Raw genomic sequence first — 26645 nt, 5'->3', positions numbered from 1 at the left:
TAGATCTCCTTTGCTAAATAAAATTGGTTTATAGGTAACTAAATTAATGTTAGTCACTATATAAATGTTTATTAAATAACCATAATAGTCTATCATACTTTTGTCAAATGATGCGATTATGATAGCTCAGCTTGTTACCAAACAAACATTCACCTTCATAGTATTCCCGATTTATACACTGCCAGCATTTTGGATCTTTGTCGTAATCCATATCGTTTTTCTTTCTACAAAATAAATATGAAAAAAAGACGAGCAGCCCTTCCAGATCACCCGTCTTCTGTAACTTTCCTGTTCAAATGCTCAAATGCTCCTTAAAGAGAAGGAAAGATTATTCTTATATTTAATTTAAACTTATTATTCCGTTTGTAATCCGCTCAGCGGTTCCTTCAAGCTGTTGATGTTGTTGATTAATTCTGGAATACCTGTTTTCTCCCAATTCTCAGCGGTAATCCCTTGCTCCGCGACGGAAGTTTCGAATTGGTTCATAACTTCTGTCAGCTGATTATTATAACTAACCAGATTCTCATGAATGTTTTCTCCAATAGCAGGCGCACTCATCTCCGAAAATTCAGCGGCTTCTGCTTGAATTAGATCAATCTTCTCTTGAATCTGACCCGTTACATCCCGGTTATTGATGGCATCTGCTGCAAGTTGCTGTAACTCGGTTCCAGCACTCGATACCTGATTGATATAATCCGTAGCACCGCTTACATAACTCAGACTTTGATTGGCTTGCTCTACAATCGAACAAGCGGATAGCATCAACATACTGGAGGCCACAATAGCTGTAATCATCGTCCTGTGTGTTCTGTTTCGCCTTCGCATGATCATCTCCCTTTCTTCATCTCAGAATGATGGTACCTTATTTCATGATACTTGTTCACAAAGCTACATTGCAAATCAGCCTGCATGCCTAGACATTCCGATGTATAATAGGAGAATCACACAAAAAAGGGATGTCATCATTATGCTTCAGGCCTTAAATCAACGCTTGAACCGCATCATGCCGCTGATTACCCCCACTAGTATTATCATTGGTGTTTTATGCGGCAGTTTTTTATCTTCTTACACGTATTTATCGCCTTGGCTGTTTGCCTTCATGACGTTTGCGGGCAGTATTAGTCTGAGTGTACGAGACTTTGTTAATGTCTTGAAAAAGCCTTTTCCGCTGTTTGTTTGCCTTCTGATCTTGCATTTGGCAATGCCTCTTATTGCGCTAGGCATGGGCCATCTCGTGTTTCCAACCGATGCTTATACCATCACAGGACTTGTTCTCGCTGCAGTCATTCCGACGGGCATTAGCAGTTTTATATGGGTAAGCATCTACAGGGGGAATATTGCGCTTACGCTTTCGATTATATTGATTGATACCTTGCTGGCTCCGTTTGTTGTGCCCGGCGTGTTATCCCTGCTTGTTGGCACAAGCGTCACACTGGATACGGCAGCGATGATGAGCAGCCTATTCTGGATGATTGTTTTCCCTTCGCTGCTCGGTATGCTCCTTAATGAATGGACTAAAGGTGGCATCGTTCCTGTATGGGGGCCTCGCCTTAATCCATTATCCAAATTGTTTATGGCTTCGGTCGTTGCCATTAACGGCTCGGTTGTCGCACCCTATCTGGCTGACTTCAACTGGCGCTTGGCTGGACTGGCGGTAATTATCGTTTTTCTGGCCTCCTTCGGCTATGCACTCAGTTATTTCATTGCGAGGTGGCTGGGCTGGAACGAAGCGGATCAAGTGGCCCTTGTCTTTAACGGAGGGATGCGCAACATTAGCGCTGGCGCCGTTCTTGCGGTTACTTATTTTCCGCCGCCTGTTGCTGTTCCTGTCGTGCTTGGTATGGTATTTCAGCAGATGCTCGCGTCCCTTTCAGGGTACTTGCTCGGCAAGCGTTCACAGCTAATTCGCAACTCGGATAAAACCTCAGCAGCTTGATAACTTCATCCGCAATAGAAAAAGGCTCCGATCTCCGCTAGCGTTTCATCTCAATTGACTGAAATGCTTAAAGAGTATCAGGAGCCTTTTACTTATATATAAGGGTTATCTTGCAATATGTTACAGTTCTACTTTCAGGTTACCAAGCATTTTGGCCACCTCTGGATCATCTATTTTCATAAATAGGCTCTCTCCCGTATCCAATGCATCTATGGATTGCATATCTTCCGAACTGAGCACAAAATCAAAAATGTCAATGTTCTCAACAAGCCTTTCTTTTCGGACTGATTTTGGGATTACAACGATGCTTTTCTGCGTCAGCCACCGAAGCACAATCTGAGCGACGGATTTCTGATGCTTATCGGCAATCGAAGCAAGTGTCTCATTACTGAATAGATGATTGCGTCCCTCTGCAAATGGCGACCACGATTGATGCTGAATCCCATGTTCTTTTAAAAAGGCCGCACTGCTGACTTGCTGCTGAAAAGGATGTGTCTCAATCTGATTAATTGCTGGCACAATTTCATTATGAACCATGAGATCCATCAGACGATCAGGTAAAAAGTTGCTTACACCGATGGCACGGATAAATCCCTCTCGATACAGCTCCTCCATTGCTCTCCAAGCACCATAGTAATCACCAAAAGGCATATGAATCAGATACATATCCAGCTGTTCGAGCTGCAACTTATCCAATGATTTAGCAAATGCTTTCTTTGTGCTTTCGTATCCGGCATCTTGAATCCACAATTTGGTCGTAACAAACAGTTCTTCCCGCGGTAACCCACTGCGTTTAATCGCGCGTCCTACAGCTTCTTCATTCATGTAGCCGGCTGCCGTATCGATCAGACGATAACCTGCTCTTAGCGCTTCATAGACGGTGTTCTCACATTGCTGCGGATCAGGAACCTGATACACACCAAAGCCGATCATGGGCATTTCAACACCATTATTTAATTTTACCGTTTGCATCATATTATTTCCTCCTAAGGTTTTATGGTTTAACTCAAGCAATCAAGCGTTTCTGTCCATAAACTCTATGAACAGCACTGTGTTATTTCGCTTTGAATCAGCTTGCGTTACAATAACCCTAGTACCTTCGTGTAACACGAAGTCAAGCGATTTTGTAGTTCTTTTTTAGGAGGGATCATACATGTTTACGGTTCATGAAGCTGCCTTGATTACAGGGCTCACGGAGCATGCAGTTCGTTATTATACAGATAAAGGTTTGATTCCAAGCGTGCAACGCAACAAAAATAATGTAAGATTGTTTAACGATGAAGCGATCAACTGGCTGCGCGGGGTCAGATGCCTTAAGCAAACGGGGCTGCCGATTGAAGATATCAAAACCTATGTAGATCTATGCCTTGAAGGTGATTCGACCGTTCCGCAGCGCCTGGCTCTTATGATGCAATTCAAGGAAGCAGCGCTCACTCAACTGGAAGAGGCAAAACAGCGTGTTGCGCATCTGGAAGAAAAAACGCTCCATTATCAAGAAATTTTGGAGAAAGGCATTCCTGACATCACCAATCCCGCCCAGTGGGAAACTTCCGGCTCTAAAGCTACCCTAAACTAATTGAATACACCAAAAAACGCCGACATTTCATGTCGACGTTTTTCATGCTGCTCATTGGATGTTACTCATTGTTTATTGGATGACACTCGTTACTTCGGTTGAATATATCCTTCCGCTTTCAACAATTCAGCAATCAGCACGGCACCGCCAGCCGCTCCGCGCAGTGTGTTGTGGGACAATCCTACAAATTTATAGTCATAGAGTGAGTCTTCACGTAAACGACCTGTGGATACCCCCATCCCCCGCTCGATATCACGATCCAGCTGGGTCTGCGGTCTGTTCTCTTCCTCAAAGTACGTAATGAACTGCTTCGGCGCACTTGGCAGAGCCAGCTCTTGAGGACGACCTCTAAACTGAGACCAACGCTCCAGAATTTCATCTTTGCTCGGTTTTTTCTCGAAATTCACAAAAACCGTTGCCAAGTGCCCGTCTGTTACCGGTACACGAATACATTGTGTTGTAATCAATGGTGAAGACGCTTTAACGATCTGATTGTTCTCTACACTTCCCCAGATACGTAGCGGCTCCTGCTCACTTTTTTCTTCCTCGCCACCAATGTAAGGAATCACGTTATCCAGCATTTCAGGCCAGTCCGTAAAGTTTTTGCCTGCTCCAGAAATGGCTTGATATGTGGAAGCTACAACCTGTGTCGGGTTAAACTCACGCAATGCATGCAGCGCCGGCACGTAGCTTTGGATGGAACAGTTTGGTTTTACAGCGATAAAACCTGTAGTTGTACCCAGACGTTTTTTCTGAGCTTCAATAACTGCCAAGTGGCCCGGGTTAATCTCAGGAATAACCATTGGCACATCTGCTGTCCAGCGGTGAGCGGAGTTGTTGGACACGACAGGTGTACCGGTTTTGGCATAAGCCTCTTCCAGCGCCTGAATTTCATTTTTTTTCATATCCACCGCACAGAAAATAAAATCAACCTGGCTTGCAAAAGCTTCAACCTGAGATGCATCTTGCACCACAATGTTTTTTACCGGCTCAGGGATTGGAACCGCTAGTTTCCATCTTCCCTTTACAGACTCTTCATACGTTTTGCCTGCCGAATTGGCACTTGCTGAAATCGCTGTTACTTCAAACCAAGGATGTTGATCCAGCAGGTCTACGAAACGTTGACCCACCATTCCTGTTCCTCCGACAATACCGACTTTTAATTTTGCTGACATGGAATCATCATTTCCTTTCGATTTAAGTTAGATCATCTGTTACTGTCATCGTACATGGGATACTGGAAACTGTATTACCCTTTCATTCACACTATTCAGGTCCATCCAAAGCGTGTAATCCCAGCTCCGAAAAAACCAAAAAATCCCATCCCCAAGACAAAAGTCTCAGGGACGAGATTGAACACTCGTGGTACCACCCAGATTCGCAAATATGTCGCCATATTCACCTCTTCAAGTATGTGATGGATGACCAAGCTACCTATATAAGTTAAAATAATTATTTACACGAGCACTTCGATGACGGAATAACCTTCCTCGCTGTTATCCCCAGATTTCTTGATTCCCTTTTAGTAAGGGGAAAATCCGGTGATAAAGGCGAAGCTTATGCTTACGATGTAGCTTTCTTACAGAAAGCTTTTAGCTTCGCTTCTCCAGGTTTTTTCTGCCCTCTCCGTTATTGTGTAAAATAAAAATTCAACTAATTGAGATACCTGTCTTCATCCGTTTATACTCTAGCTCTATAACAGGAGCGCCTGTCACACCATCCTTCAGCGTAAGCCAATTCCGATGTGCTGCTCAGAGTCTTTATTCGATAAAAGGTTCTTTGCCCCTTTTCAGCTACCGGAGCTCTCTGATGAAAGAAACATTTTTATCTACTCATCTCGTCGTTGCATTTGATATTGCGATTATAATATCAAAATTCCAGTACGGAAGTAAACACATTTTTTTTAAATGCTATGCCAGTTCACTTATTATTTCATTATTTACCTCTTAACACAATACATAACAAAATAACTCATCCAATTATAACCAAAAAGGTAAAACCAAAATAGCCCCCATACAGGATAATCCCGTCGGAGGCTTGGTTAAGGTTAATCTTAGTTTAACTGAACAGAGACTTCATTACATTTTACCCGGGTATTGAGGTTCGTGCACATCATCTGGAACCGTTTCGTCAAAGACATCTTGACCCGGATAATCTCGCACTTCTCCCTCATGCAACTCATGGTTCTCATAGTCAAAACGGTGTGCGGTTCTCTGATCTGCTCGCCACGGCGAGCTTTTCCCAAGCGACTCAGACAGCAAGGATGAACCGTAAGGGCCCTCCGGAAATTCTTCAAGCGTAATGTCATTCCGCTGCGACTCTACAGTGGACACGTCGGTATATTCACGCCTTTCTTCCTGCAAAAACTTCTCTTCCATCACTCGTCCCTCCTGATCGTCTTGAGATGATCAACGCACCTTTAAGGTGGGCGAAACGGGAAGTTTTTATGCATTTTTCTTGGAAAACACTGCGTTTCTGGTGCTGATACGACAAGCAAATCAGCACCTTCATCTTCGTCTCTACCAATGACGCACCGATACCAGTACAACAAACACAAGCAGTCCAAGGATACTAATCCAGGTATCCCGCCTGCTCCAGGACAGAAGTGAGGAACGAGCGCCAAACGCGCCGTTCTCTCTCACCTTACGCATCTCCATCGCAATGGTCATATCCTCAGCGCGCTGGAACAACGCCATGATTAGAGGAATAATCATAGGCCCCAAGTCTCGTACACGAACCGTATTTGGCTTCAAAGCCACTTTTCCGCGTGCCCGTACGATCAGCGAAAATCGCTGCCACTCACTCCAAATCATTGGAATAAATCTAAAAACCAACGATACAGCCAGAGCAAACGAAGCTACAGGGAGCCTGATTTTCCGCCCGTAAGCCAGCACCCAGTTCAGTCCCTCAACCATGTGTCCATATGGCGTCGTAAGTGAGAACCACAGACTTGCAAGGGTTACGATGAACAAGCGGTAGAGATTAAGTAATGTTCCCTCAGCCTGAGTTAAGGAAAAGCCCAGTTGAATCCCGCTTTCTCCTGTGGTCAGAGTACTGCCCGATAATGCTGTAGAAAGAACAAAAAACAAAACAAGTGGTTTCATCAACTTGATACAACTCATCAGCATCTGTCGAGGCAAGATAGCCAAAGCACCAGCTACTGGAATTAAAGTTAACGTCAGTCCTCCCCAATGATGCTGAAGCATCGCCGCTGTAACAAGCAACATATACAATACCCATTTCAAACGCGGGTCCATCATGCTTTTCAGACGGCCGAAAGAACTGGAAGAACTCGAAGAAGACTCTGGTCTTTCGCTAACGTTCAACAAAGAGTCTGTTATTGAAGAAACAGAAGATCCACGCCCATCTTTTTTTGAAATGAAAGTTGCAGCCGTCCTTGTACATGCCCAGTGTGTCATCGCAACAGTGTCATTGTCACTCTCCGCGTTGAGAGAAGTATCCTTCATCTCCATCCCGGACCGTAAAATAGATTCCGCCATCTCTTCCGGGGTCATCGCTTGAGAACTGATCTGCACCCCTGCCTCCCTCAGTTGCGCCGCAAGTCGCATGGATGGAGGTAGACCGATTCCCGCTTGCACTAATAACTCCGGATGCTTATATAGTTCCAGCGGCGTTATATCTGCTCTCAGGCGCCCTTCCCTCAATAAAAGTACACGATCTGCATGTGGTAGAAATGTATCCAGGTCGTGCGTCGCAATGACGGCTCCTCCGCCTTCCACACGATGCTCATCCAGGGAATCAAGCAGCAACCTGATACTCTGTGCCTCAAGCCCTGCGCTAGGTTCATCTAACAAAAGCCAGTTTGGCTTCGTCACATAACCAAGTGCAAGCCCTAATCTGCGCTTCTCTCCACCGCTAAGTGCAAAGGGAGACCTGTCCAAGTGAAAACGTCGCTCCCTCTCATCTCCTCTAAGCGGGTCCCAATGAGCCAAGGTTTCTTCGATCCGCTGTTCCTGCTCAGCATCACTCAAACGATAAGGGCGAAGGGAATATAACAGCTCTCGCTTAATATTTCGAGCAAACAATTGTTGCTCTGGAAACTGGAACACAAGTCCCACCTGAAACAAAACAGATTGAGGTACCTTGCCATTATGCCACATCGGCTCTCCTGCAAGCATAATGTCCCCAGAATCCGGCTGCTTGAGACCAGCCATCGTTTGCAGCAGCGTTGTCTTGCCAGAGCCAGTGCAGCCCAGAAGCAGTGTGATCTCACTGCGGTTCAGCGTTACCGAAATATGATCAAGTAAGGTTCGTTTCGTTTCATCATGAACTCGCACGTATATATTATTAAGTTCAATCACCAACGCGCAGCCTCCTTCGCAAGCTGCTCAGGCCGAAGAGGGTTAACATCCTGCAGTTTCCCGCGCTGTTTCAAGATCAGACACGTCTTTACCGTGAAAGGCGGTTCCAGCCCGGCCTCTTCACAAGGAGATAGATGCCATCCGTACGACTTCGTATCTGATTTTGCTTCCATTGCTGTGACCTCTGGATAGAAAAAAGACTCCGGTATGCCGTCATAGACACATTTCCCCTTACTCATAGCCATAATCCGATCACATAAGGTCGCTTCCTCCAGATGGTGAGTAATCCAGATTACTGCCGTACCATGGCTTGTGACGGACTGAACAATACGTTCTATGCGGTCTCTCGCATCAGGATCAAGCATCGCTGCAGGTTCGTCCATAACCAGTACATCCGGCTTGACCGCAAGGGCAGTAGCAATGTTAAGTAACTGTTTCTGTCCACCGGACAAACGTGCGATCACTGTGTCCAGCGGGTGGTGAAGGCCAACTAGATGCAGCGCTTCTTGTCGCCGTCTCGCCTTCTCCTCGCCGGATATATGTAAATGCGATAAAGCAAAATGAAATTCTTCTTCAATCGTATCCCCCAGCACCTGTGCTTCGGGCTGCTGTAATACACCACGAATGACCAGACTTGCCGGGATATTTCGCTCCCCACCGGATACAGGAATGAAACCGAGCAGCAATCCGGCTAGCGTACTTTTCCCACTGCCATTTGCCCCCACGATACTTAACCACTCTCCCGCTTTAAGCGTAAGCGAGACACCGTCCAGCGCCTTTTTAACTTCACCGCTTTCAGCAGCATAGTACACACGGACATCTAGCAATGAAATGATAGGTAACTTGTCTTGCATTTATAAATTAGTCCTTTCACATTCTGAAATTATATGATAACATGCTAATCGTCAACCATGTTAATTGGTTTGGTTAACAATAATTCTATCAAAATCGAAAGGATTGTACAAACATGAAATTATCATTGCGAGGCATTGTATTTAGTGCACTTATGGCTGCCATTCTCGTTATTTTCGGATACATAAGCATCCCTCTTGGCTTTTCACCTGTACCAATCACTTTACAAACTTTAGCAGTGATGCTCGCTGGTGGACTGCTTGGGCCACTCTATGGCTTTCTCAGTATAACCCTTGTCGTTGTGCTTACAGGACTTGGTTTTCCTCTGTTACATGGTACAGGCGGCCTTGGTGTGCTACTGGGGCCAACCGGGGGATACGTAATTATGTGGCCGTTTGCCGCATTGCTGATTGGCTTACTTCTTTCTAAAGTGCAGATTCGAGGAATCAAAGGTTTTTCGCTTGCTTTTATTATTATTGAGCTGTTTGGATCCCTATTAAACTATGTCACAGGTGTTCCTTGGCTGGCATACCGATTCAGCATGTCGTTATCGGATGCGATGATTCAAGGTTTCTATCCCTACATCATCGGGGATCTGATCAAAGCCATCTTTGCCACAATGATCATTGCTCCAGTTCGCATGGTATATCCACCTCATCGTTTGACAAGCAATGTACACTCCGGCGTAGTGAAGGCGAACTAACGCAAGCTTCCTTCCATAGCCAGTTAACCTTATTACGAACGCACAACAAACAACCGCCACAGATTTCTTGGCGGTTGTTTGTTTAATGCTCTATCTATCTCTGTCTAACTCTATGGAGACAAACACGCTGTTCTAATGACTTAGGCTTTATTACCTTCAGTTCCAACAATTTTCAAGAGCATATCCTTGTTGCTTACTTGTCCAGTAGCTTGCGGAACAACATCATTGTAATCTGCCGAATTCGTTACAATGATTGGAGTTACGATAGGATAACCGGCCGCTTTAATCTGTTCAATATCGAATTCCAGTAGCAGATCACCTGCCTTCACTCTATCGCCTTCCTCGATGTAAGAGATAAAATGCTGTCCATCAAGTTTGACCGTGTCTACACCCACATGCACCAGAATTTCAGCACCTGAATCCGAAACAACAGCAAGCGCATGTTTCTTTTTAAAAGCGACTGTTACCGTTCCATCAAAAGGAGCAACAACCCGTCCTGTTGATGGCTCAATTGCAATCCCTTTACCCATCGCGCCTGAAGCAAACGCCGGATCTGGAACCTCAGCCAAATCAACAATTTTACCTTCAATCGGGCTTAATACCTCTTGATCGGAAGTAACAGTAACCTGAGCAGATGACTTCGAAGAAGCATCTTTACTATGTGTAGCTGTTGCTCCAGCAGATGGTACGGATTCTACCTTTGTTTCTTCATCATCGACAGGGTCTTTGAAGCCCAGGATATACGTTAATACTGCGGAAACAATGAACGATGTGACAATACCGATAATCAAACCCGGAAAACCTTGACCACCCGGTCCGTAGAAGATCGGCAAAGTCAGCAATCCAGGCGCACCGGAAGCAAAAGCTTGCGTACCTGCCTGACCGATAATGGCTCCACCGACAGCACCACCGATAACCCCTGCAATAAATGGACGTTTCAGCGGCAATGTAACACCGTAAATGGCCGGTTCGGTGATCCCGAACAGAGCTGTAAGTGTTGAAGAACCAGCGAGTGTTTTCAATTTTTTATTTTTTGTTTTGAGCATGACACCAAATGCTGCACCCGTTTGAGCAAAGATAGAAGCTGTCGCTGCTGGCTTCACACCGTCTTGACCATGTACGGCAATGTTGTTAATAAATACAGGCACCAGACCCCAGTGTACACCGAAGATAACGAGCAACTGCCAGCTTGCACCCATCACAGCTCCGGCGAGTAAAGGGCTGAATCCAAATGCAGCCACCATCGCCGATGCAATGCCATTACCAACGTATACACCAAATGGTCCGAAGACAAGCAATGTGAGCGGAACCATAATAACAAGCAAAAATAGCGGTGTAACAAAGTTTTTAATACTATCGTGAAGTATCTTGTTAAAAAACTTCTCTAGCTTGCTCATCACAATAACAGCTAGAATAATTGGAATGACGGTCGAAGCATAACTCATCAGGACTACAGGAATACCGAAAAAGTCTGTCGGCGTTCCGTCCGTTTTCAATTGAATAATGGTTGGATAGATCAATGCTCCTGCTATCGTCAATGCGACAAATGCATTTCCTTGGAACTTACGTGCAGTTGTAACCGCTAACAGCAGTGGCAAGAAGTAGAACAAACTATCTGCCGCTGCATACAGAATGATATAGGTCGTGTCTGTCTTTTCCAGCCAACCCACATTGTTTGCAATCAGCAGCAACCCTTTTAAAATACCGGCTCCCGCCATTACACCAAGGAGCGGTGCGAAGATACTGGAGATGACGTCAATGATACCGCCTAACCCCTTAACCTTTTTGCCGCTTTTTTCTTTACTCGATGAATCGTCCAAAATATTGCTGATCTGACCAATTGCCTGATACACTTCGGGGACCTTGTTGCCTACAACAACTTGGAATTGTCCTCCGTTTTCTTTAACGGCAATAACACCTTCTGTTTTCTCCAGACCTGCTTTATCAGCCTTGGAGTCATCCTTCAATACAAATCGTAAACGTGTTGCACAGTGAACCAGTGATTCTACGTTTTTCTCACCGCCGACCCGCTCCACAATCTCTCTGGCCAGTTTCTCTTGACTCATGATTTGCCCTCCTACTTGTTGTCTAACAGTCTTTTTACCGATTTTTTGCACACAAAAAACCTAAGCCTTGAGTAAACGGACATAAAATTCCGAAATACACATGACTTAGGTTTTGCCTGCATAACCAGTAACAATCCCAGTTAAATCGTATTCAATTCCTGTTACAAACATAATATTATAATATACCCATTTATGTCAATAATTAAAATGTTAACGATTCACGACACGTTCGATATGAACCGTAAGATATAACTTTTCCTCATTGGTGAGTTCATGATCATATTCTTTTTTGACAAATAATGCGATTTTCTCTACACATGCTGCTGCTTCAGGATGTTTCTCCTTAATCATGTCGTAAAAATGATCATAATTGTTGTCATAATGCGTTCCACTAAGCACTCGCTGGGAGAAAAACTTGAGGTGTGTGATAAAACGGAAGTAACTGAGAGACTCCTCATCAAACTCCATTTTGAAATGATACTTGGCGATATTAATAATCTGCTGGATAAACTTCGTAATATTCATCGTCGTAATGACTTCTTCGTTCATTTCCGCATTCACAATATGGAGCGCAATAAAGGCCGCTTCATCTGGTGGGAGCTCGACATTCATCCTAGTATTAATCTGCTCCAGCATGCGCAATCCCAGCCCGAACTCCGCTTTGTACAATTGCTTGATCTCCCACATCAAAGCATTCTTGATCTCGATTCCCTCATGATAACGCTCGATGGCAAAGTGAATATGATCTGTAAGCGAAACATAGATGTTCTCGTTCAGTTTACGCCCCAAATTGTCACGTGCATGGGCAATCATCTCCTCCACAATCTCAACAAGTTCCATCGGAACTTCCCGCAGAAGCGTTTTAAAGTTATCGGATGTCTGTTTGTTTTTCAAGGCAAATACTTTTTGAATGCGGGTCTCGTCTACTTTATCTCCCGGCTTCTTCTTAAAGGCAATCCCACGTCCCATCACCACAAGCTCTGCTCCGTCGGCCTGATAGATGCTAATGACGTTATTGTTGATAACCTTTGCTATTTTCACTTCAATCCCCCCGTCACGTTCCACTCTCTAGTCGCCAAGATATATCCAATTATGGGCATGCAAAAAAACCTGGAGCATCACAAAATAAACAAGACGCGGCGGTCTGCTTTTTTTGGTGCTCAGGTTTTGCCTACGCGTGTGATGTAGTAACAATCCCAGTAACGATATATTTGCGTCAAGTATAGCGTGAACTGCGTCATATGTCAACGCTTTCAACGAGCAGACATGAGGAAGTTGCATGAATCATGCAACTTCCTCATGCTTGGAAACAGCTGCTCTCAAAAAACTGAGATTACTTGTCTCCCAGGTCTGTACCGCCAGAGGCAATGACATTTTTATACCATTCGAAGCTTTTCTTTTTGATCCGAGTCAACTCGCCTTTACCTTCATTGTCACGATCCACATAGATGTAACCGTAACGTTTTCTCATCTCCCCGGAAGAGGCACTGACAATATCAATGGGCCCCCAGCTGGTATAACCGATGATGTTGCAGCCATCCTGAATGGCTTCCCCCATCTCAGCTACATGGCGTTTCAAATAATCGATTCGGTACGAATCATCGACTTCACCCTCAGGGCTCACCTCATCATGTGCACCAAATCCATTTTCCACCACAAACAGAGGTTTCTGATAACGGTCATGTAGCTGATTCGCCGTAATACGGAAACCCTTGGGATCAACCGTCCATCCCCATTCCGATTTTGCCAAATATGGATTGGCTATAGAACCGAACACGTTACCACTGGTCATATTTTTGTTCACTTCAGGGTCTGTACTGGTTGTCCGACTGGAATAATAGCTGAAGCCGATATAGTCTACTGTGTTGTTTCGCAAAATGTCAGCATCCTGCGGCTCCATCACAATGTTCAGGTTGTGATCCTTGAAGAAACGTTTGGCATAACCCGGGTACTCCCCACGTGATTGTACATCGATGAAGAAATAGGATTCTCTGTCCTTCTCCATCCCCTGGAATACATCTTCCGGGTTACATGTGTACGGGTAGAAGCTGCCTGCTGCGAGCATACAGCCAATCATGGCATCAGGGATGATCTTATGGCAAGCTTTAACGGCAAGCGCACTTGCAACGAGTTGGTGGTGTGCCGCTTGATATTGAATCTCTTTGATATTGTCACCTTCGTTAAATGCCAGTCCGGCACCAAGGAAAGGAAGATGAAGCAGCATATTGATCTCGTTAAACGTCATCCAGTATTTCACTTTATCTTTGTAGCGAGTAAATACCGTTATCGCGTAGGTTTCAAACAAATCCACCAGTTTGCGGCTTCTCCAGCTGCCATACTTCTCAATCAGATGTACAGGCACATCGAAGTGAGCCAGCGTAACCACAGGCTGGATGCCATGTTTCAAGAGCTCATCAAATAGATCATCGTAAAATTGTAAACCCGCTTCATTCGGCTGTGCATCCTCACCTGTCGGGAAAATCCGTGCCCAAGCGATCGATACACGTAATGCTTTGAACCCCATTTCGGCGAAAAGAGCGATATCTTGCGGGTATCTATGATAGAAATCGATCGCTTCATGTGATGGATAAAACTCGCTAGCGAGCGGTGTAAACGCGGGTACATTTCCTTTCATAATGCTTCTACGGTTTTCTCCCGTTGGCAGCAGGTCAACGATGCTCAGCCCTTTACCACCTTCAAGGTATGCTCCCTCTGCCTGATTAGCTGCAATTGCTCCACCCCACAGAAAGTTCTCAGGAAATTTAAATGTTGTCATTCGTATTCTCCTTTCAAATATGTAACTCCATGATCCGCCCCTTTTCTGTCCTCCAGATCTGCCACTTGGAAAATAGAAAAGACCCGAACCAGCCTGTATACACTATGACGTGTATCACAAGCCAGCTCAGGTTATGCCCGTATTCGGTAACATTCCCAGAAAACATTATGCGGATTAGATAAAACATTACCAAGAAACAGGAAATATGTCAACGCACGCAATTTAATTAAACATACCTATTGGCTCAGTTAAAGGTCATTTTTCTCTATGCCATCGCTATTTCTCAGTTGCTTATAATTTGTAAAACGCGGCACAGTTATCACCAAAAATCATTTGTTGCTCTGCCTCTGACAAGCTGTGAACATGCATTTTCAGCAGATCGAAAACCTGCGCATATGTTCCTGCTACGGTACATACCGGCCAGTCCGATCCATACATCACTCGCTTAGGTCCAAAGGCTTGAAGCACAGTATCCAGATAGGGGGCAAAGTCTTCCTGGGTCCACTTATTCCAATCTGCCTCGGTGACCATACCAGATAATTTGCAATAGACATTTGGATACGTGGCAATCGCTTCGATGGTTTCCTTCCAAGGCGAACCGATTCCCGCCTTAATGTCCGGTTTAGCCAGATGGTCAATGACAAAGCGCTGCTGTGGGAACTTTTGAACCAATTCCACGGCATACGGCAGTTGTTCCTTCGATACGAGCAAATCGTAGGCTAGATTGTGCTGTTCCAGTAGGGCAATCCCTCGTTGAAAATCCTCACGCAGCACAAACTTTACATCAGGCTCGTCCTGGATGACATGACGAACACCCTTCAACCAAGGGTTAGCCGCAAACTTTTCTAGTTGAGATGAGACTTCCTCAGAGCAGAGATCTACCCATCCCACAACACCTTTAATGAAATCATGCTTATCCGCGAGTTCGAGCAGCCACTCGGTTTCTTCAAGACTTTGCCTTGCCTGCACAGCTACACAGCCCGAGACGCCAGAATCCGTAAGGATTGGCTCTAGGTCTTCCGGCAGAAATGAACGCTGAATCACACTCATCTCTTCACCGATCCATCCATAGTCACGGATGTTATAATTCCAAAAATGTTGATGTGCATCGAGTTTCATGATATGTGTCCTCCTGTGTTGTCCACGTTAGTTCAGTGTACTGCCTTTCATTTAAATATAAATCAAATGCAGCAGATAAGCACTAATATCCGAATGAATTTTATTCCAATTGTGATGGTATTTCCTTCCTGTCAACTGTGATATATTTACTGTTCAGAAAACGCTTTCAGTATTTTAGCTTCATCATCTTGTTTTGAAAAGGAGATGTTATTGATGCCAAAAAAACGAAAGTCCATCCTCTCGATCTCCGTGGCTGCCGCCTTGTTTCTGTCCTTGTTCTCGACGGCGATGACTTCTGCAGCTACAGACAACCTCGAACCCACCAGCAAACCAGCCCCCGTAAGTAAAATGCAAACCTATGTTAACGCGATGGAACCAGGCTGGAATCTGGGTAACTCGCTGGATGCTGTGGGGGATGATGAGACAGCTTGGGGCAACCCACGCATTACGAAAGAACTCATACAATCGATTGCCGATCAAGGGTACAAAAGCATACGTATCCCCGTTACCTGGGAAGCTCACATTGGTGACGAACCGGATTACAACATTGACGTTGCTTACATAAATCGGGTTCAGGAGATCGTAGGCTGGGCGCTTGATGCTAACCTCTATGTGATGATCAATCTGCATCATGATTCCTGGCGCTGGATTAGCACCATGGAGAAAGACTATGATCACGTTCTTGCGCGCTACAATGCCATTTGGACACAGATTGCAAACAAATTCAAAGATGCACCCGAGAAACTGATGTTCGAAAGTGTCAATGAACCCCGCTTCACCGAAGGTGGCACTACGAATGCAGACACGGGATACCGCATGCTGGATACGTTAAACACGTCTTTTCATCATATCGTAAGATCGTCCGGCGGTAACAATGACACCCGTCCACTTGTACTGCCTACCATGCATACTTCATCGGCTCAGCCTGATCTGGATGCGCTGAATCAGACGATTCAAAAGCTGGATGATCCTAATCTCATCGCTACCGTACATTATTACGGGTTCTGGCCTTTCAGCGTGAACATTGCGGGATTCACCAAATTCAACGACGAAGTACAAAAGGACGTTACCGATACGTTTGACCGCGTTCACGATGCCTTTACAGCCAAAGGCATTCCAGTCATCATCGGTGAGTACGGTTTACTCGGGTTTGACCAGCATACAGGTGTGATTGAACAAGGTGAGAAATTGAAGTTTTTTGAATTCGTTGGACATTACTCACGTCGAAAACAGATGACCACCATGCTTTGGGACAATGGACAACATTTTGGACGCACTAGCTATACTTGGTCAGATCAACAACTGTTTGATATGATCCGGGCTAGCTGGAACGGACGTTCATCCACAGCAGAGACCGATCAAGTTTATCTGAAACAACATGAACCCATCCAGAATGTAAAAATTACTCTCCATTTGAATGGAAACCGCTTCTTTTCTCTGAAAAATGGTACAGCTCCGCTTCTACGAGGTAAAGATTACACGATTCGAAACGGTGTGCTCACTTTAACATCAGATCTACTCTCCCGATTAACAACTGAAGGCAAACTAGGTGTAAATGCTACACTGACAGCCGGTTTTAGTGAAGGTGCAGACTGGACGCTGCATATTATTCAATACAACACACCTGTGTTAAGTGACGCACAGGGTACAACCAGTGCTTTCGCTATTCCTGTCACATTTGGTGGCGATCAGCTCGCAACGATGGAAGCGACCTATGCCAATGGAGAAAATGCTGGCCCTCAGAACTGGACATCATTTAAGGAATTTGCCTATACGTTTAGCCCGGATTATGATCGCAACGTCATTGAACTGAAACCCAACTTTTTTAACGAAACCAAAAATGGCGAAATCCAGCTCAAGTTCCATTTCTGGAGTGGTGCTGTGATTGAATATACCCTTACGAAAAATGGCACAAGCGTTAAGGGCACAACAATAGATTGAATAACGTACAAGTCAACCTTCATACCTTGATTGTAATGAGGATTGAGGAGGAGTTGACATGTTTAAACGTGTAGATCGTCTTGCCATTGAATTGCCTATTTCGAATAATCCGGATCCCAACGGAGCTAGTGCAGTTCAGGAATTGCTAGGTGGAAAATATGGCGAGATGTCGACGCTGAACAATTACATGTATCAGTCGTTTAACTTCAGAGGCAGATCCAAGCTGCGTCCTTTCTATGACATTGTCGCCAGTATTACGGCGGAAGAATTCGGTCATGTCGAACTTGTCGCCAACACGATTAATTTGATGCTCGAAGGCTCAACGTCACCTGGCGAACCAGACTCCACACCGCTTCGCATAGCCAAGGATTTACGTATGACTTCACATTTTATTGAATCCGCGCAGACAGCGCTGCCCTATGATTCCATGGGAAGACCCTGGAATGGCTCGTATGTCTTCAGTAGCGGTAATCTGATTCTGGATCTGCTTCATAATTTCTTTTTGGAATGTGGTGCAAGAACACACAAAATGAGAGTGTACGAAATGACCGACAACAATACGGCTCGTGAGATGACGGGTTATCTGCTTGTCCGAGGCGGTGTACACATTCTGGCATACGCCAAAGCACTGGAGATTGCGACCGGGGTCGACGTGACCAAGCTGATTCCGATCCCCTCTCTAGACAACAAAGCGTTTGAGACTACCCGCAAATGGGAAGCCATGGGTGAGCAACGCCGATTGTACACGTTCAGTGACAAGGATTATCAGCAGATTGCCCAGATATGGAAAGGTGTGCATCCTACCGACGGGGGTAAACTGGAAGCCTTTGCAGGTTTACCGGGATATGGAGGGCCAATTCCTGAACTTCCCGACTTGCCAGAAGAATTCGCTCCTGGTATATCCCCAGAAGACTTTCTTCAGATTGCAGAACGACTTAAACGGAATGCCGGACTGTAATAGCATCAGAAAAAGGGAAACCTGCGGAGGATGTCTCCACACGGTTTCCCTTGATTTTTGTAATTTTTATCGTAACCTGATGTACCCTTTTTAAAGCAATGATTTAAGATTTAAGAAAGTTCATAGGGCTCTGTAACGGTTTACGTTGTTTTACGTGGCATTCACTTATTGCGGCTCCGTAAACTCTATCGTCAGCACTTTTCTTCCGTTCGCTTGCACAATGCCATTTGATATCGCTGTCACAGAAGCAATGGCGTCGTTCCCGCTTGGAATTAACACGGGTGTAATCAACGGAAGCCCAGCCTCCTCGATGATTTCCATATCAAATTCAATGAGAAGTTGCCCCGCAAGCACGGTATCTCCGCTTTTCACATGAGTAACAAAGCCTTTTCCTTTCAAACCGACGGTATTGATGCCGATGTGAACCAGCAGTTGAACTCCTGTCTCATGTTCTAAAATAACTGCATGTTTACTCTTATCCATGACATGGGCAACAACGCCATCAAACGGAGCATATACTTTGCCTTCGGATGGCTCAATGGCGATGCCCTCTCCCATATGTTTTTCCGCAAATGCCGGATCAGGCACCTGCTCCAGTTCAACGATTGTACCATGGATCGGGGATGCGATCTCCAGCTGTTTCACTTTGGGACGAGATGCTGCGTTGACCGATTCCGTTACCGATGTAGAAGTAGATGAAGCTACGCCCGATGCAGATGAAACAATCGTCGATTCCACAGACAAACCGTTACCGGAAGCTGTCTCTACAGATTGATCTTTATAACCGAAGAACCATGTCAGTGCAAAAGCAATCGCCATTGCCGTTACGTTGGACAAGATATACAAAGGCAATTGACTATTCAGATACAGAAGTGTTCCGGGAATTACCGTCACGGCCATACCCGTACCTTGCAGATGGAAGAGCGAAGCGATGAAGCCACCTACTGCTCCCCCGATCAATCCCATCACAAACGGTTTCATATAACGCAGATTCACACCAAAGATTGCTGGTTCAGTGATACCAAGGAATGCCGATAACGATGAAGGAAGCGCGAGTGCTTTGAGCTTCATATTTTTGGTTTTCAAACCCACGGCAAGACATGCCGCCCCCTGTGCAGCCATCGCACATGTAATAATCGCGTTAAACGGATTGAAACCCGTTTTCTCAAGCAATTGAATCTCCAGAAAGTTAAAGATATGATGTACACCCGTAACCACGATAATCTGATGGAAGAAGCCAATTATAATACCAGCGATTCCGTAAGGCAGATCGAGTACAGCCGTTGTGCCGTGCAGCACCCACTCTTCAAGTGAGTGAAATACAGGGCCAATGGCGAATAGTCCCAGCGTGATCATTACCGTTAGCGTAATAAATGGAGTTAAAATCAAATCCAGTGCCTCAGGCACACGTCTACGCAATACTTTTTCAAACTTCGCACCAAGCAAACCTACAAAAAAGGCAGGCAGTACCGAGCCCTGATATCCTACGACGGGAATAAAGCCGAACATATGCAAGGGTTGCGCCGAACCATCAGCTACAGCATAAGCATTCGGCAGCGCTGGATTCACGAGCATTAGGCCAAGTACAATCCCGAGAACCGGACTCCCGCCGAATACGCGGAATGCGGACCAGGCGACAAGCGCAGGCAGGAACGCAAAAGCTGTATCCGTTAGAATCTGCGTGAACAGCAGAAAGTTTGGGGATATATCATCAGGCGTCGCACCGAACCATGCCAGAATTTCATTTTGCGTAAGCAGACCGCGCAGACCCATGAACAACCCTGTTGCCACAAGTACAGGAATAATCGGAACAAAGACGTCACCAAATGTGCGAATAGCCCGCTGAAATGCATTGCCTTCCTTTTTTCCCTGACTCTTCACATCTTCTTTCGATGTCCCTTCGATCCCCTGCTTCTCCACCTCTTCAAAAATTCGGTTGACCGTACCTGTGCCGAAAATAATTTGATATTGTCCCGAGTTGAAAAAGGCACCCTTCACCTTGTCGATGTTCTCAACTTGTTTCTGATCAATCTGCTCTTTATCCTTCACCATGATGCGAAGCCGTGTTGCACAATGTGCAAAGGAGGCGATATTGTCTTTTCCCCCGACGGCCTGGATGACCTCTTTGGCAATGCGCCCATTATCCGACATGTTGTCTCATCCCTCTCTCATTCAATCTAAACCTTCCACATAACCGCTTTGAAACCTGCCTTGCCTCCGTGTGCAAAAAAACGAATATCTGTACTGTCCCGGCTTGGGAAGATTCGGCTCGTGAAGACTTCCTGTCCATCGTTGACAAATATCTCAACCGAGGACGAATCCACGAACAGATGCAGCTTAATTAGAGCATCTGCATCCATACCTTCATTTAAAGCACAGGTGCGAATGACACCATTGGCTTCGGGGAGCGGTGCACCTGACTGACTGCGATCCAACATAAGTTTGCGCTGCAGGCGATCATACTGAATGACTGTTTTCTCCGTATCACTCGCCCTAAACTCAATGCCCACAAGGTCTGCATCATTGTCGCTAATCTCACATTGGAGTTCGTAAGCGATACCATTTAAGCCTGTAAAGGATCGGCTTCCATTGCGAAGTGAGTCCTGAGCCATAATACCTTGCTGATCCTTGCGCAACTGGGCCATTTCAGGAACGGGTTGCTGAATAAGCTTGCCACCTCGGATCGATAATTGCCGTGGAATCGTTAAACAATGGGCCCAGCCACTCTCGTCTGTGGGATACGCCAGATCAGGAAGTCCCATCCATGCAACCAGGATTCGTCTTCCGTCCGGTGATTGCATGGTCTGGGGCGCATAAAAATCAAATCCACGATCCAGTTCGTCAAACTTCCCATGTATGAATTCTCTCGTCTCCAGGTTCAGAGGTTCACCAATCAGATATCCCGATTGATAAATGTTCTGGTATCGGTCTGATTTGGCCGGAATGCCCTGTGGTGAGAAAATGAGTACGCCGTGACCTTCCAATTCCAGATAGTCGGGGCATTCCCACATGTATCCGTAGGCAGGTAATGTTGTGATGATCTCCCCAAGAAACTGCCAATGTTTCAAGTCTGCCGACCGATAAAGAACCGTGCATCCTGTCTCATCCGTACGCTGGGCTCCAATGACACCATAATAGACATCTTCGTGCAGCCAAACCTTTGGATCTCGGAAATGCTCGGTATATCCAGGCGGTACGTCAGAAATGACAGGATGCTCGAATTTCGTCACCACGTTCTGTTCATCCATGAACGCCAAACACTGAAACGGATGTCGAATCCAGTTCTCATCCCGCGTATTGCCTGTGTAGATCAGGTTTAACTTGCCATCTTTTTCAATCGCACTTCCGGAATATGCTCCATGCGAGTCATAAGGAGTTCCGGGTTCAATCGCAATGCCAACATTCTCCCAGTCCACCAAATTGCTTGAGCGAGTATGATACCAATATTTCATGCCGTGCTCCGTTCCAAGAGGGAACCATTGATAGAACAGATGGTAGTAACCTTCATAGAAGGAAAATCCGTTAGGATCGTTAAGCAGACCGGTTACGGGCTGAATATGATAACTCTGTCTCCAGGAACATGTGGCGATCTTAGCTTCCAGTGTAGCAATCTCTCCCGGTTCAGCTTGCTCAATTCGCCGATAGAGCTGCTCTCTTGTCATTTTCATACGTCATATCAATCTCCAATCATATTGCAAAATCAGAAGTCCCTTTTTCAAAGGAACCGGTTCCAATGTGGATAAAAAAATAATCCCATACAACATTGTTGCTCCCCGGTGTCATCATTCTCACACTAAAACTTGAGTGGAACCGGTTCGATGGAATTATCATAATGGATCAATTTATATTTTGTCAACGCTTTCTCGGAGAATTAATTCGACATCCATAACAGTGTGCTGACTCACACTCTCCCCTTTAACGAGCTTGCTGATATGGTTCGCCGCGAGTTTTCCAGCCTGTAAATAATGATATTTTACGGTTGTCAGCGTCGGATGAATCATTTCAGTGATATCGTATCCGCCGAACCCGGCTACTGACAATTGCTGGGGGATGCTAATTTTTTGAAAGGACGCTGTTTTCATAACGCCCATCGCAATATTATCTGTCGCTGCAACGATAAGAGAGGGTCTATTTTTTTCCAGAATCTCCGCTGCCGTAATCACTGCTTCTGACATTTTGAAGCTCGTTTCATAATACCTTACCGTACAATCACTGCACTCATCAATCGCCTGTTTAAACCCTTGTTTACGATGAATACCTACGGCCTGATCTTTCTCGCTTACTCCCAGGTACACAATCTCTCGGTGCCCCTGTTCCACAACATATTCCCCCATGAGATATCCAGCTTGTTCGTCGTTGTGAATAAGACTATGCAGTAACTCATGCTGCTGTCCTACCAGTAACACGGGAATCTGGATGTCTTCAATGGCCTTCAGGTGTGCATCTGTAATTTCAGCAGCAAGTAGAATGATCCCGGATACTTTTTGTCTGGCAAAATCATAAATCGCATCAATCTCTCGTTGCATATCCTGACTCGTGTTGGCAATGAGCATCTGATATTGCAGTCCTCTTAGCTCCTCATCGATGCCGATCAGCGTCTGTGATGTCGCATAGGAATCCAGTCGCGGAACCACTGTACCGATAATGCTGGTCTTTTTTGCTTTGAGACTCTGTGCAAAAGTGTTCGGAACATAATTATATTGTTTAATAATACGCTCAATCTTCTGACGGGTATCTTCGCTGACCGAGCCGCCGTTCAGGAAACGAGATACGGTACTCTTCGCCACACCTGCCATCTGAGCGATATCTGAAATCGTTTTATTCATAAGAAACTCCTTTTGATCTAAATGAATTGCACGAAATATGATTTACACGTTCACTTCGATGTCAGAATAACCTTCCAACCGCTGTTATCCCCAGATTTTATGAATTCCCTTTTCTATAAGGAGAAAATCCGGTGATAAGCGTATGCTTCCGAGGCAGCTTTCTTTCAGAAAGTTTTTAGGCGGCCGCTCCGCTTTTCCAGGTTTTTTCTGTCCTCTCCGTTTCTGTGTAAATAATGAGTCTAAATTATTTATAAGATCATTCATTTATGTATTATAACTTAAATCGCGAAGCTCATCGAATATGAGCAGGATGACATAGCAAAAAAGCCCGATTCACGCAGAAGCTCACAGCGTCGTGTGCTACATACGAATCGAACCGAGCTTGGCAAAGTCATTTTGAAGACACAAACTCTAAGACATCAGGCACGGATGGTCTTCCGTTCTGCCTGCAAACATCATTTAGTTCAATCATACCTCAATAATAATCGGCAAAATCATAGGTCTGCGCTTGGTTTGCGCATAAATGTAATGGCCGATCTCATCTTTCAGCTTCCGTTTGATCACATTCCACTGATTGACCCCGGCACCCGTTAATTCATCCATCCGGTTAACGACCCGTTCATGAATCTCCTTCATGAATTGTTCCGAGTCCTTCACAAAAACAAAACCTCTGGAGATGATCTCCGGGGAGGCAACCATTTGTTTTTCTGTTTTACTAAGCGTGGTTACAATGACCAGCATCCCATCCGATGATAGCTGCCTGCGATCCCGAAGCACAATATTGCCGACGTCACCGATAATAAGCCCGTCAACCAAGCTGTTACCTGAGGCAATCTTCGGACCTAATGAAGCCGTTCCGTCTCTGTATTCCACCATATCTCCATTATTGACGATAAACACATGACTTTGCTCAATCCCTACAGATTCCGCAAGCAATCTGTGCTGATACAACATCCGGAATTCACCGTGAATCGGTACCAAATAATCCGGCTTCATCAGCGTAAGCATCAGTTTCAGCTCTTCCTGACTGCCATGACCGGATACGTGCATTCCCGCCGCTCCGCTGGAGCCATAAATCACACGAGCACCCAGAACATACAGGTTGTCGATGACATGGGCAAGGTTCCTTTCGTTGCCAGGTATGGCTCCTGCTGCAATGATAACCGTATCTCCAGATTCAATGCTAACTTGAGGATGTTTGCCCGCAGCCAGCCTGGACAAGGCAGCCATCGCCTCTCCCTGGCTTCCCGTACATAGCACAACCACCTGCTCCCGCGGAAACTGTCCTGAATCAGCGGCTTCAATCAATAGTCCGTCGGGAACGTCGAGATAACCGAGTTCACTTGCAACATTCACGACGTTAATCATGCTTCGTCCAAGCAATGCCAGCTTGCGGCCAGTCTGAAACGCAGCATTCACGATCTGTTGAACTCTGCTGATATTGGATGCGAAGGTAGAGATAAACACCTTTTGCTTCGCACGAATAAATGCATCCAGAATATGGTCCCCGACAACACGTTCTGAAGGAGTGAATCCCGGTCTTTCGGCATTGGTGCTCTCGGAAAGCAGCACATGCACCCCTTGTTTCCCGATCTCAGCCATGCGGTGTAAATCCGGGAAAGGACCGTTTACAGGGGACATATCAAATTTGAAGTCTCCCGTGTGCACCACATTGCCTGCCGGCGTTTGAAAGAAAATACCCAGACAGTCCGGGATGCTGTGACTCGTTGCAAAAAAAGAAACATCGATACTGCCCAGCTTGAGCTGAGAGTTTGCGTCAATGGTGTGCAGATCGGATTGGCGCAGCAGGTTATGCTCTCTCAATTTCAACTCAATTAGACCTCGTGTTAGCCTGGAAGCGTAAACGGGGATATTGATTTGTTTTAGAAGATACGGAATTCCACCAATATGATCCTCATGTCCATGCGTGACTACAAGGGCCTTTACTTTATCCTGATTTTCGAGCAAATACGTAACATCCGGCACGATGAGATCAATGCCTGGCATCGTTTCATCCGGGAACTTCGAACCACAGTCAATCACAATGATGTCTTGATCATACTGAATCAAATACATGTTTTTCCCGATTTCATTCACGCCGCCAAGTGCAGCTATATATAGTTTGTTATGAGCAAACTTCAAAATGCTTTCACCCTCCTCTGGATCTCATCCTTAATTTCTTCTTATGTATTCCTAGTATGGAAGGAATCGCCTTGGTTATGCATAACAGCGGATATACGCGAAAAACCACGTACGGAACGTTCGTTCCGACGTGGTCTATGAGATTCCATCATATAACAATTATGTTCTTTGCAAAAGAACGTCCTGCTCGTAGGATTTAACTTCTTTAATCCACTGTTCACGTACAGGCACACCTTGCTGAGCACAATAGTAGTCCCATACTGCGCCAAATGGATAGGATTTGAACTCCTCCGTCAAGGCCAGGCGTGTCGTGTAATCTCCATCCAGCTCCGCCTGTTTTAAAGCTTCTACCGGTTCCAGCATAGCTCGCAGCAAAGCTTTAATGGTGTTGCGCGTACCGACAACCCATGCAGCTACGCGGTTAATACTGGCGTCAAAGAAGTCCAGTCCGATATGTGTTGTGCCGAGAAGCTCATGACGCACCAATTCACGGGCAATTTCAAGCAATTCGTCGTCCATAATAACAACATGATCGCTGTCCCAGCGCATCGGACGGCTAACGTGAAGCAGAATACCGCTCGTGAATAATGCCAGAGAGGACAGCTTGTTTGATATCACTTCTGTTGGATGAAAATGACCGGCATCCAGGCAGATTAACGTATCATTTTGCAACCCGTATCCCATATAAAACTCATGTGAACCGACAACATAAGCTTCTGAACCAAGACCAAACAGCTTGCTTTCAACCGCATCCAGATTGTGCTTCGGATTCAGCGGTTCGGCAAATACTTCGTCCAATGAGTCCTTCAGACGTTTGCGGGGAGACATCCGGTCAACAGGGTTGTCCTTGAAACCATCCGGTACCCATACATTGGTCACACAGGTTTGGCCCAGTTGTTCGCCGAAATACGCACCAATTCGCCGAGAAGCTTTGCAATGATCAATCCAGAATTTGCGAATCTCGGGGTCAGGATGACTGAGTGTGAAGCCGTCGCTTGATTTTTCATGTGAGAAACACGTTGGGTTGAAGTCCAGTCCAAGGCCGTGCTCTTTCGCCCATTTTACCCAGTTTTCGTAATGTCTTGGCTCAATCTGATCCAGCTCCACCTGTTCGTCTGTATCGGCATAGATCGCATGCAGATTGACTTTATGTTTACCGGGAATGAGAGCAAAAGCTTTCTCCAGGTCTGCACGAAGCTCCGCAGGGGTTGTTGCTGCGCCCGGATAGTTTCCCGTAACCGATATGCCACCCGTCAGTTCACCTTCCTGGTTGAGAAAACCTTTGACATCATCTCCTTGCCAGCAGTGTACGGATACTTTGATATCTGCCAGCTTATTTAATACATCATCTGTATTGATGCCATGTTGAGCATATAAAGACTTCGCAGCTTGGTACGCTTGTTCCACCTGATTTTGCATCGATTTAAC

20 protein-coding genes are annotated in these 26645 nt (G+C 45.5%); 5 read left to right on the top strand and 15 right to left on the bottom strand.

Going from position 1 to position 26645, the window contains the following annotated elements; genetic code table 11:
* Positions 1 to 354: 354 nt before the first annotated feature.
* Positions 355 to 795, bottom strand: coding sequence for a DUF6376 family protein (locus ABIE27_RS18060; protein ID WP_429351137.1), 441 nt, complete (start codon positions 793 to 795; stop codon positions 355 to 357).
* A gap of 172 nt (positions 796 to 967) precedes the next feature.
* Here ABIE27_RS18060 and ABIE27_RS18055 point away from each other — a divergent pair, with 172 nt between their 5' ends.
* Positions 968 to 1936, top strand: a complete 969-nt coding sequence (locus tag ABIE27_RS18055) for a bile acid:sodium symporter family protein (protein ID WP_429351153.1) — start codon at positions 968 to 970, stop codon at positions 1934 to 1936.
* 120 nt (positions 1937 to 2056) lie between these two features.
* On the opposite strand, the gene ABIE27_RS18050 is transcribed toward ABIE27_RS18055, so the two are convergent.
* On the bottom strand, positions 2057 to 2908 hold the full coding sequence (locus tag ABIE27_RS18050) for an aldo/keto reductase (protein WP_123063803.1): 852 nt from the start codon (positions 2906 to 2908) through the stop codon (positions 2057 to 2059).
* Positions 2909 to 3089: 181 nt separating this feature from the next.
* On the opposite strand from ABIE27_RS18050, the gene ABIE27_RS18045 reads away from it, so the two are divergent.
* Positions 3090 to 3512, top strand: a complete 423-nt coding sequence (locus ABIE27_RS18045) for a MerR family transcriptional regulator (protein ID WP_123063636.1) — start codon at positions 3090 to 3092, stop codon at positions 3510 to 3512.
* Positions 3513 to 3601: 89 nt separating this feature from the next.
* Here ABIE27_RS18045 and asd read toward each other — a convergent pair whose 3' ends face one another.
* The 4 genes from asd to ABIE27_RS18025 form a co-directional block, all read right to left on the bottom strand.
* Positions 3602 to 4687, bottom strand: coding sequence for an aspartate-semialdehyde dehydrogenase (gene asd, locus ABIE27_RS18040; protein ID WP_123063637.1), 1086 nt, complete (start codon positions 4685 to 4687; stop codon positions 3602 to 3604).
* A 903-nt stretch (positions 4688 to 5590) separates the two neighbouring features.
* Positions 5591 to 5890 carry a hypothetical protein gene (locus ABIE27_RS18035; RefSeq protein ID WP_429351136.1) on the bottom strand — a complete coding sequence of 100 codons (300 nt, stop codon included), beginning with the start codon at positions 5888 to 5890 and terminating at the stop codon, positions 5591 to 5593.
* 141 nt (positions 5891 to 6031) lie between these two features.
* Positions 6032 to 7834, bottom strand: coding sequence for an ATP-binding cassette domain-containing protein (locus ABIE27_RS18030; RefSeq protein ID WP_429351135.1), 1803 nt, complete (start codon positions 7832 to 7834; stop codon positions 6032 to 6034).
* Entirely contained in the window at positions 7831 to 8688 is an 858-nt protein-coding gene (locus ABIE27_RS18025; RefSeq protein ID WP_429351134.1) for an energy-coupling factor ABC transporter ATP-binding protein, read from the bottom strand. The genes ABIE27_RS18030 and ABIE27_RS18025 overlap by 4 nt, the downstream gene beginning before the upstream one ends.
* Before the next feature lie 113 nt (positions 8689 to 8801).
* On the opposite strand from ABIE27_RS18025, the gene ABIE27_RS18020 reads away from it, so the two are divergent.
* The gene (locus ABIE27_RS18020; protein ID WP_429351133.1) at positions 8802 to 9389 is read left to right on the top strand and encodes a biotin transporter BioY; all 588 of its coding nucleotides are present in this window, start codon (positions 8802 to 8804) and stop codon (positions 9387 to 9389) included.
* Between the two features lie 140 nt (positions 9390 to 9529).
* Here the strand turns inward: ABIE27_RS18020 and ABIE27_RS18015 are convergent, their stop codons facing one another.
* The 4 genes from ABIE27_RS18015 to ABIE27_RS18000 form a co-directional block, all read right to left on the bottom strand.
* Positions 9530 to 11455, bottom strand: a complete 1926-nt coding sequence (locus ABIE27_RS18015) for a beta-glucoside-specific PTS transporter subunit IIABC (RefSeq protein ID WP_429351132.1) — start codon at positions 11453 to 11455, stop codon at positions 9530 to 9532.
* 210 nt (positions 11456 to 11665) lie between these two features.
* Positions 11666 to 12496: a BglG family transcription antiterminator LicT gene (gene licT, locus ABIE27_RS18010; RefSeq protein ID WP_123063643.1), complete on the bottom strand. Its 831-nt coding sequence runs from the start codon at positions 12494 to 12496 to the stop codon at positions 11666 to 11668.
* Between the two features lie 292 nt (positions 12497 to 12788).
* Positions 12789 to 14231 carry a 6-phospho-beta-glucosidase gene (locus ABIE27_RS18005; protein ID WP_429351131.1) on the bottom strand — a complete coding sequence of 481 codons (1443 nt, stop codon included), beginning with the start codon at positions 14229 to 14231 and terminating at the stop codon, positions 12789 to 12791.
* A 291-nt stretch (positions 14232 to 14522) separates the two neighbouring features.
* Positions 14523 to 15350, bottom strand: a complete 828-nt coding sequence (locus tag ABIE27_RS18000; RefSeq protein ID WP_429351130.1) for an amidohydrolase family protein — start codon at positions 15348 to 15350, stop codon at positions 14523 to 14525.
* Positions 15351 to 15563: 213 nt separating this feature from the next.
* Here ABIE27_RS18000 and ABIE27_RS17995 point away from each other — a divergent pair, with 213 nt between their 5' ends.
* Together ABIE27_RS17995 and ABIE27_RS17990 are read left to right on the top strand one after the other, a co-directional pair.
* Entirely contained in the window at positions 15564 to 17291 is a 1728-nt protein-coding gene (locus tag ABIE27_RS17995) for a cellulase family glycosylhydrolase (RefSeq protein ID WP_429351129.1), read from the top strand.
* Between the two features lie 58 nt (positions 17292 to 17349).
* Entirely contained in the window at positions 17350 to 18249 is a 900-nt protein-coding gene (locus ABIE27_RS17990; RefSeq protein WP_090924024.1) for a manganese catalase family protein, read from the top strand.
* Positions 18250 to 18414: 165 nt separating this feature from the next.
* Here ABIE27_RS17990 and ABIE27_RS17985 read toward each other — a convergent pair whose 3' ends face one another.
* The 5 genes from ABIE27_RS17985 to rhaA form a co-directional block, all read right to left on the bottom strand.
* Complete coding sequence (locus ABIE27_RS17985) at positions 18415 to 20400, bottom strand: sucrose-specific PTS transporter subunit IIBC (protein WP_123063647.1); 1986 nt, start codon at positions 20398 to 20400, stop codon at positions 18415 to 18417.
* A 26-nt stretch (positions 20401 to 20426) separates the two neighbouring features.
* Positions 20427 to 21917, bottom strand: coding sequence for a glycoside hydrolase family 32 protein (locus ABIE27_RS17980; RefSeq protein WP_429351128.1), 1491 nt, complete (start codon positions 21915 to 21917; stop codon positions 20427 to 20429).
* Between the two features lie 174 nt (positions 21918 to 22091).
* A complete protein-coding gene (locus ABIE27_RS17975) occupies positions 22092 to 23075 on the bottom strand; it encodes a LacI family DNA-binding transcriptional regulator (protein WP_429351127.1) in 984 nt (327 codons plus the stop codon).
* 468 nt (positions 23076 to 23543) lie between these two features.
* A complete protein-coding gene (locus tag ABIE27_RS17970; RefSeq protein WP_429351126.1) occupies positions 23544 to 25217 on the bottom strand; it encodes a ribonuclease J in 1674 nt (557 codons plus the stop codon).
* Between the two features lie 159 nt (positions 25218 to 25376).
* The gene (rhaA, locus tag ABIE27_RS17965) at positions 25377 to 26636 is read right to left on the bottom strand and encodes an L-rhamnose isomerase (protein ID WP_123063651.1); all 1260 of its coding nucleotides are present in this window, start codon (positions 26634 to 26636) and stop codon (positions 25377 to 25379) included.
* Positions 26637 to 26645: the final 9 nt, after the last annotated feature.

Origin of the sequence: Paenibacillus sp. 4624 (assembly GCF_050435065.1) — a bacterium.
Lineage (GTDB): Bacteria > Bacillota > Bacilli > Paenibacillales > Paenibacillaceae > Paenibacillus > Paenibacillus amylolyticus_D.
Note: the sequence above shows the minus strand (reverse complement) of the source record. Positions and strands in the feature narration are given on the sequence as shown.

Bases quoted from the DNA above. Each gene is read 5' to 3' on its own strand.
- ABIE27_RS17995 (WP_429351129.1), top strand. From the start codon at position 15,564: ATGCCAAAAAAACGAAAGTCCATCCTCTCGATCTCCGTGGCTGCCGCC.
- ABIE27_RS18035 (WP_429351136.1), bottom strand. From the start codon at position 5,890: ATGGAAGAGAAGTTTTTGCAGGAAGAAAGGCGTGAATATACCGACGTG.
- ABIE27_RS18025 (WP_429351134.1), bottom strand. From the start codon at position 8,688: ATGCAAGACAAGTTACCTATCATTTCATTGCTAGATGTCCGTGTGTAC.
- rhaA (WP_123063651.1), bottom strand. From the start codon at position 26,636: ATGCAAAATCAGGTGGAACAAGCGTACCAAGCTGCGAAGTCTTTATAT.
- ABIE27_RS18055 (WP_429351153.1), top strand. From the start codon at position 968: ATGCTTCAGGCCTTAAATCAACGCTTGAACCGCATCATGCCGCTGATT.
- ABIE27_RS17980 (WP_429351128.1), bottom strand. From the start codon at position 21,917: ATGAAAATGACAAGAGAGCAGCTCTATCGGCGAATTGAGCAAGCTGAA.
- ABIE27_RS18015 (WP_429351132.1), bottom strand. From the start codon at position 11,455: ATGAGTCAAGAGAAACTGGCCAGAGAGATTGTGGAGCGGGTCGGCGGT.
- ABIE27_RS17990 (WP_090924024.1), top strand. From the start codon at position 17,350: ATGTTTAAACGTGTAGATCGTCTTGCCATTGAATTGCCTATTTCGAAT.
- ABIE27_RS18045 (WP_123063636.1), top strand. From the start codon at position 3,090: ATGTTTACGGTTCATGAAGCTGCCTTGATTACAGGGCTCACGGAGCAT.
- ABIE27_RS18000 (WP_429351130.1), bottom strand. From the start codon at position 15,350: ATGAAACTCGATGCACATCAACATTTTTGGAATTATAACATCCGTGAC.
- ABIE27_RS18005 (WP_429351131.1), bottom strand. From the start codon at position 14,231: ATGACAACATTTAAATTTCCTGAGAACTTTCTGTGGGGTGGAGCAATT.
- ABIE27_RS18050 (WP_123063803.1), bottom strand. From the start codon at position 2,908: ATGCAAACGGTAAAATTAAATAATGGTGTTGAAATGCCCATGATCGGC.
- ABIE27_RS17985 (WP_123063647.1), bottom strand. From the start codon at position 20,400: ATGTCGGATAATGGGCGCATTGCCAAAGAGGTCATCCAGGCCGTCGGG.
- ABIE27_RS18020 (WP_429351133.1), top strand. From the start codon at position 8,802: ATGAAATTATCATTGCGAGGCATTGTATTTAGTGCACTTATGGCTGCC.
- asd (WP_123063637.1), bottom strand. From the start codon at position 4,687: ATGTCAGCAAAATTAAAAGTCGGTATTGTCGGAGGAACAGGAATGGTG.
- ABIE27_RS18060 (WP_429351137.1), bottom strand. From the start codon at position 795: ATGATTACAGCTATTGTGGCCTCCAGTATGTTGATGCTATCCGCTTGT.
- ABIE27_RS17975 (WP_429351127.1), bottom strand. From the start codon at position 23,075: ATGAATAAAACGATTTCAGATATCGCTCAGATGGCAGGTGTGGCGAAG.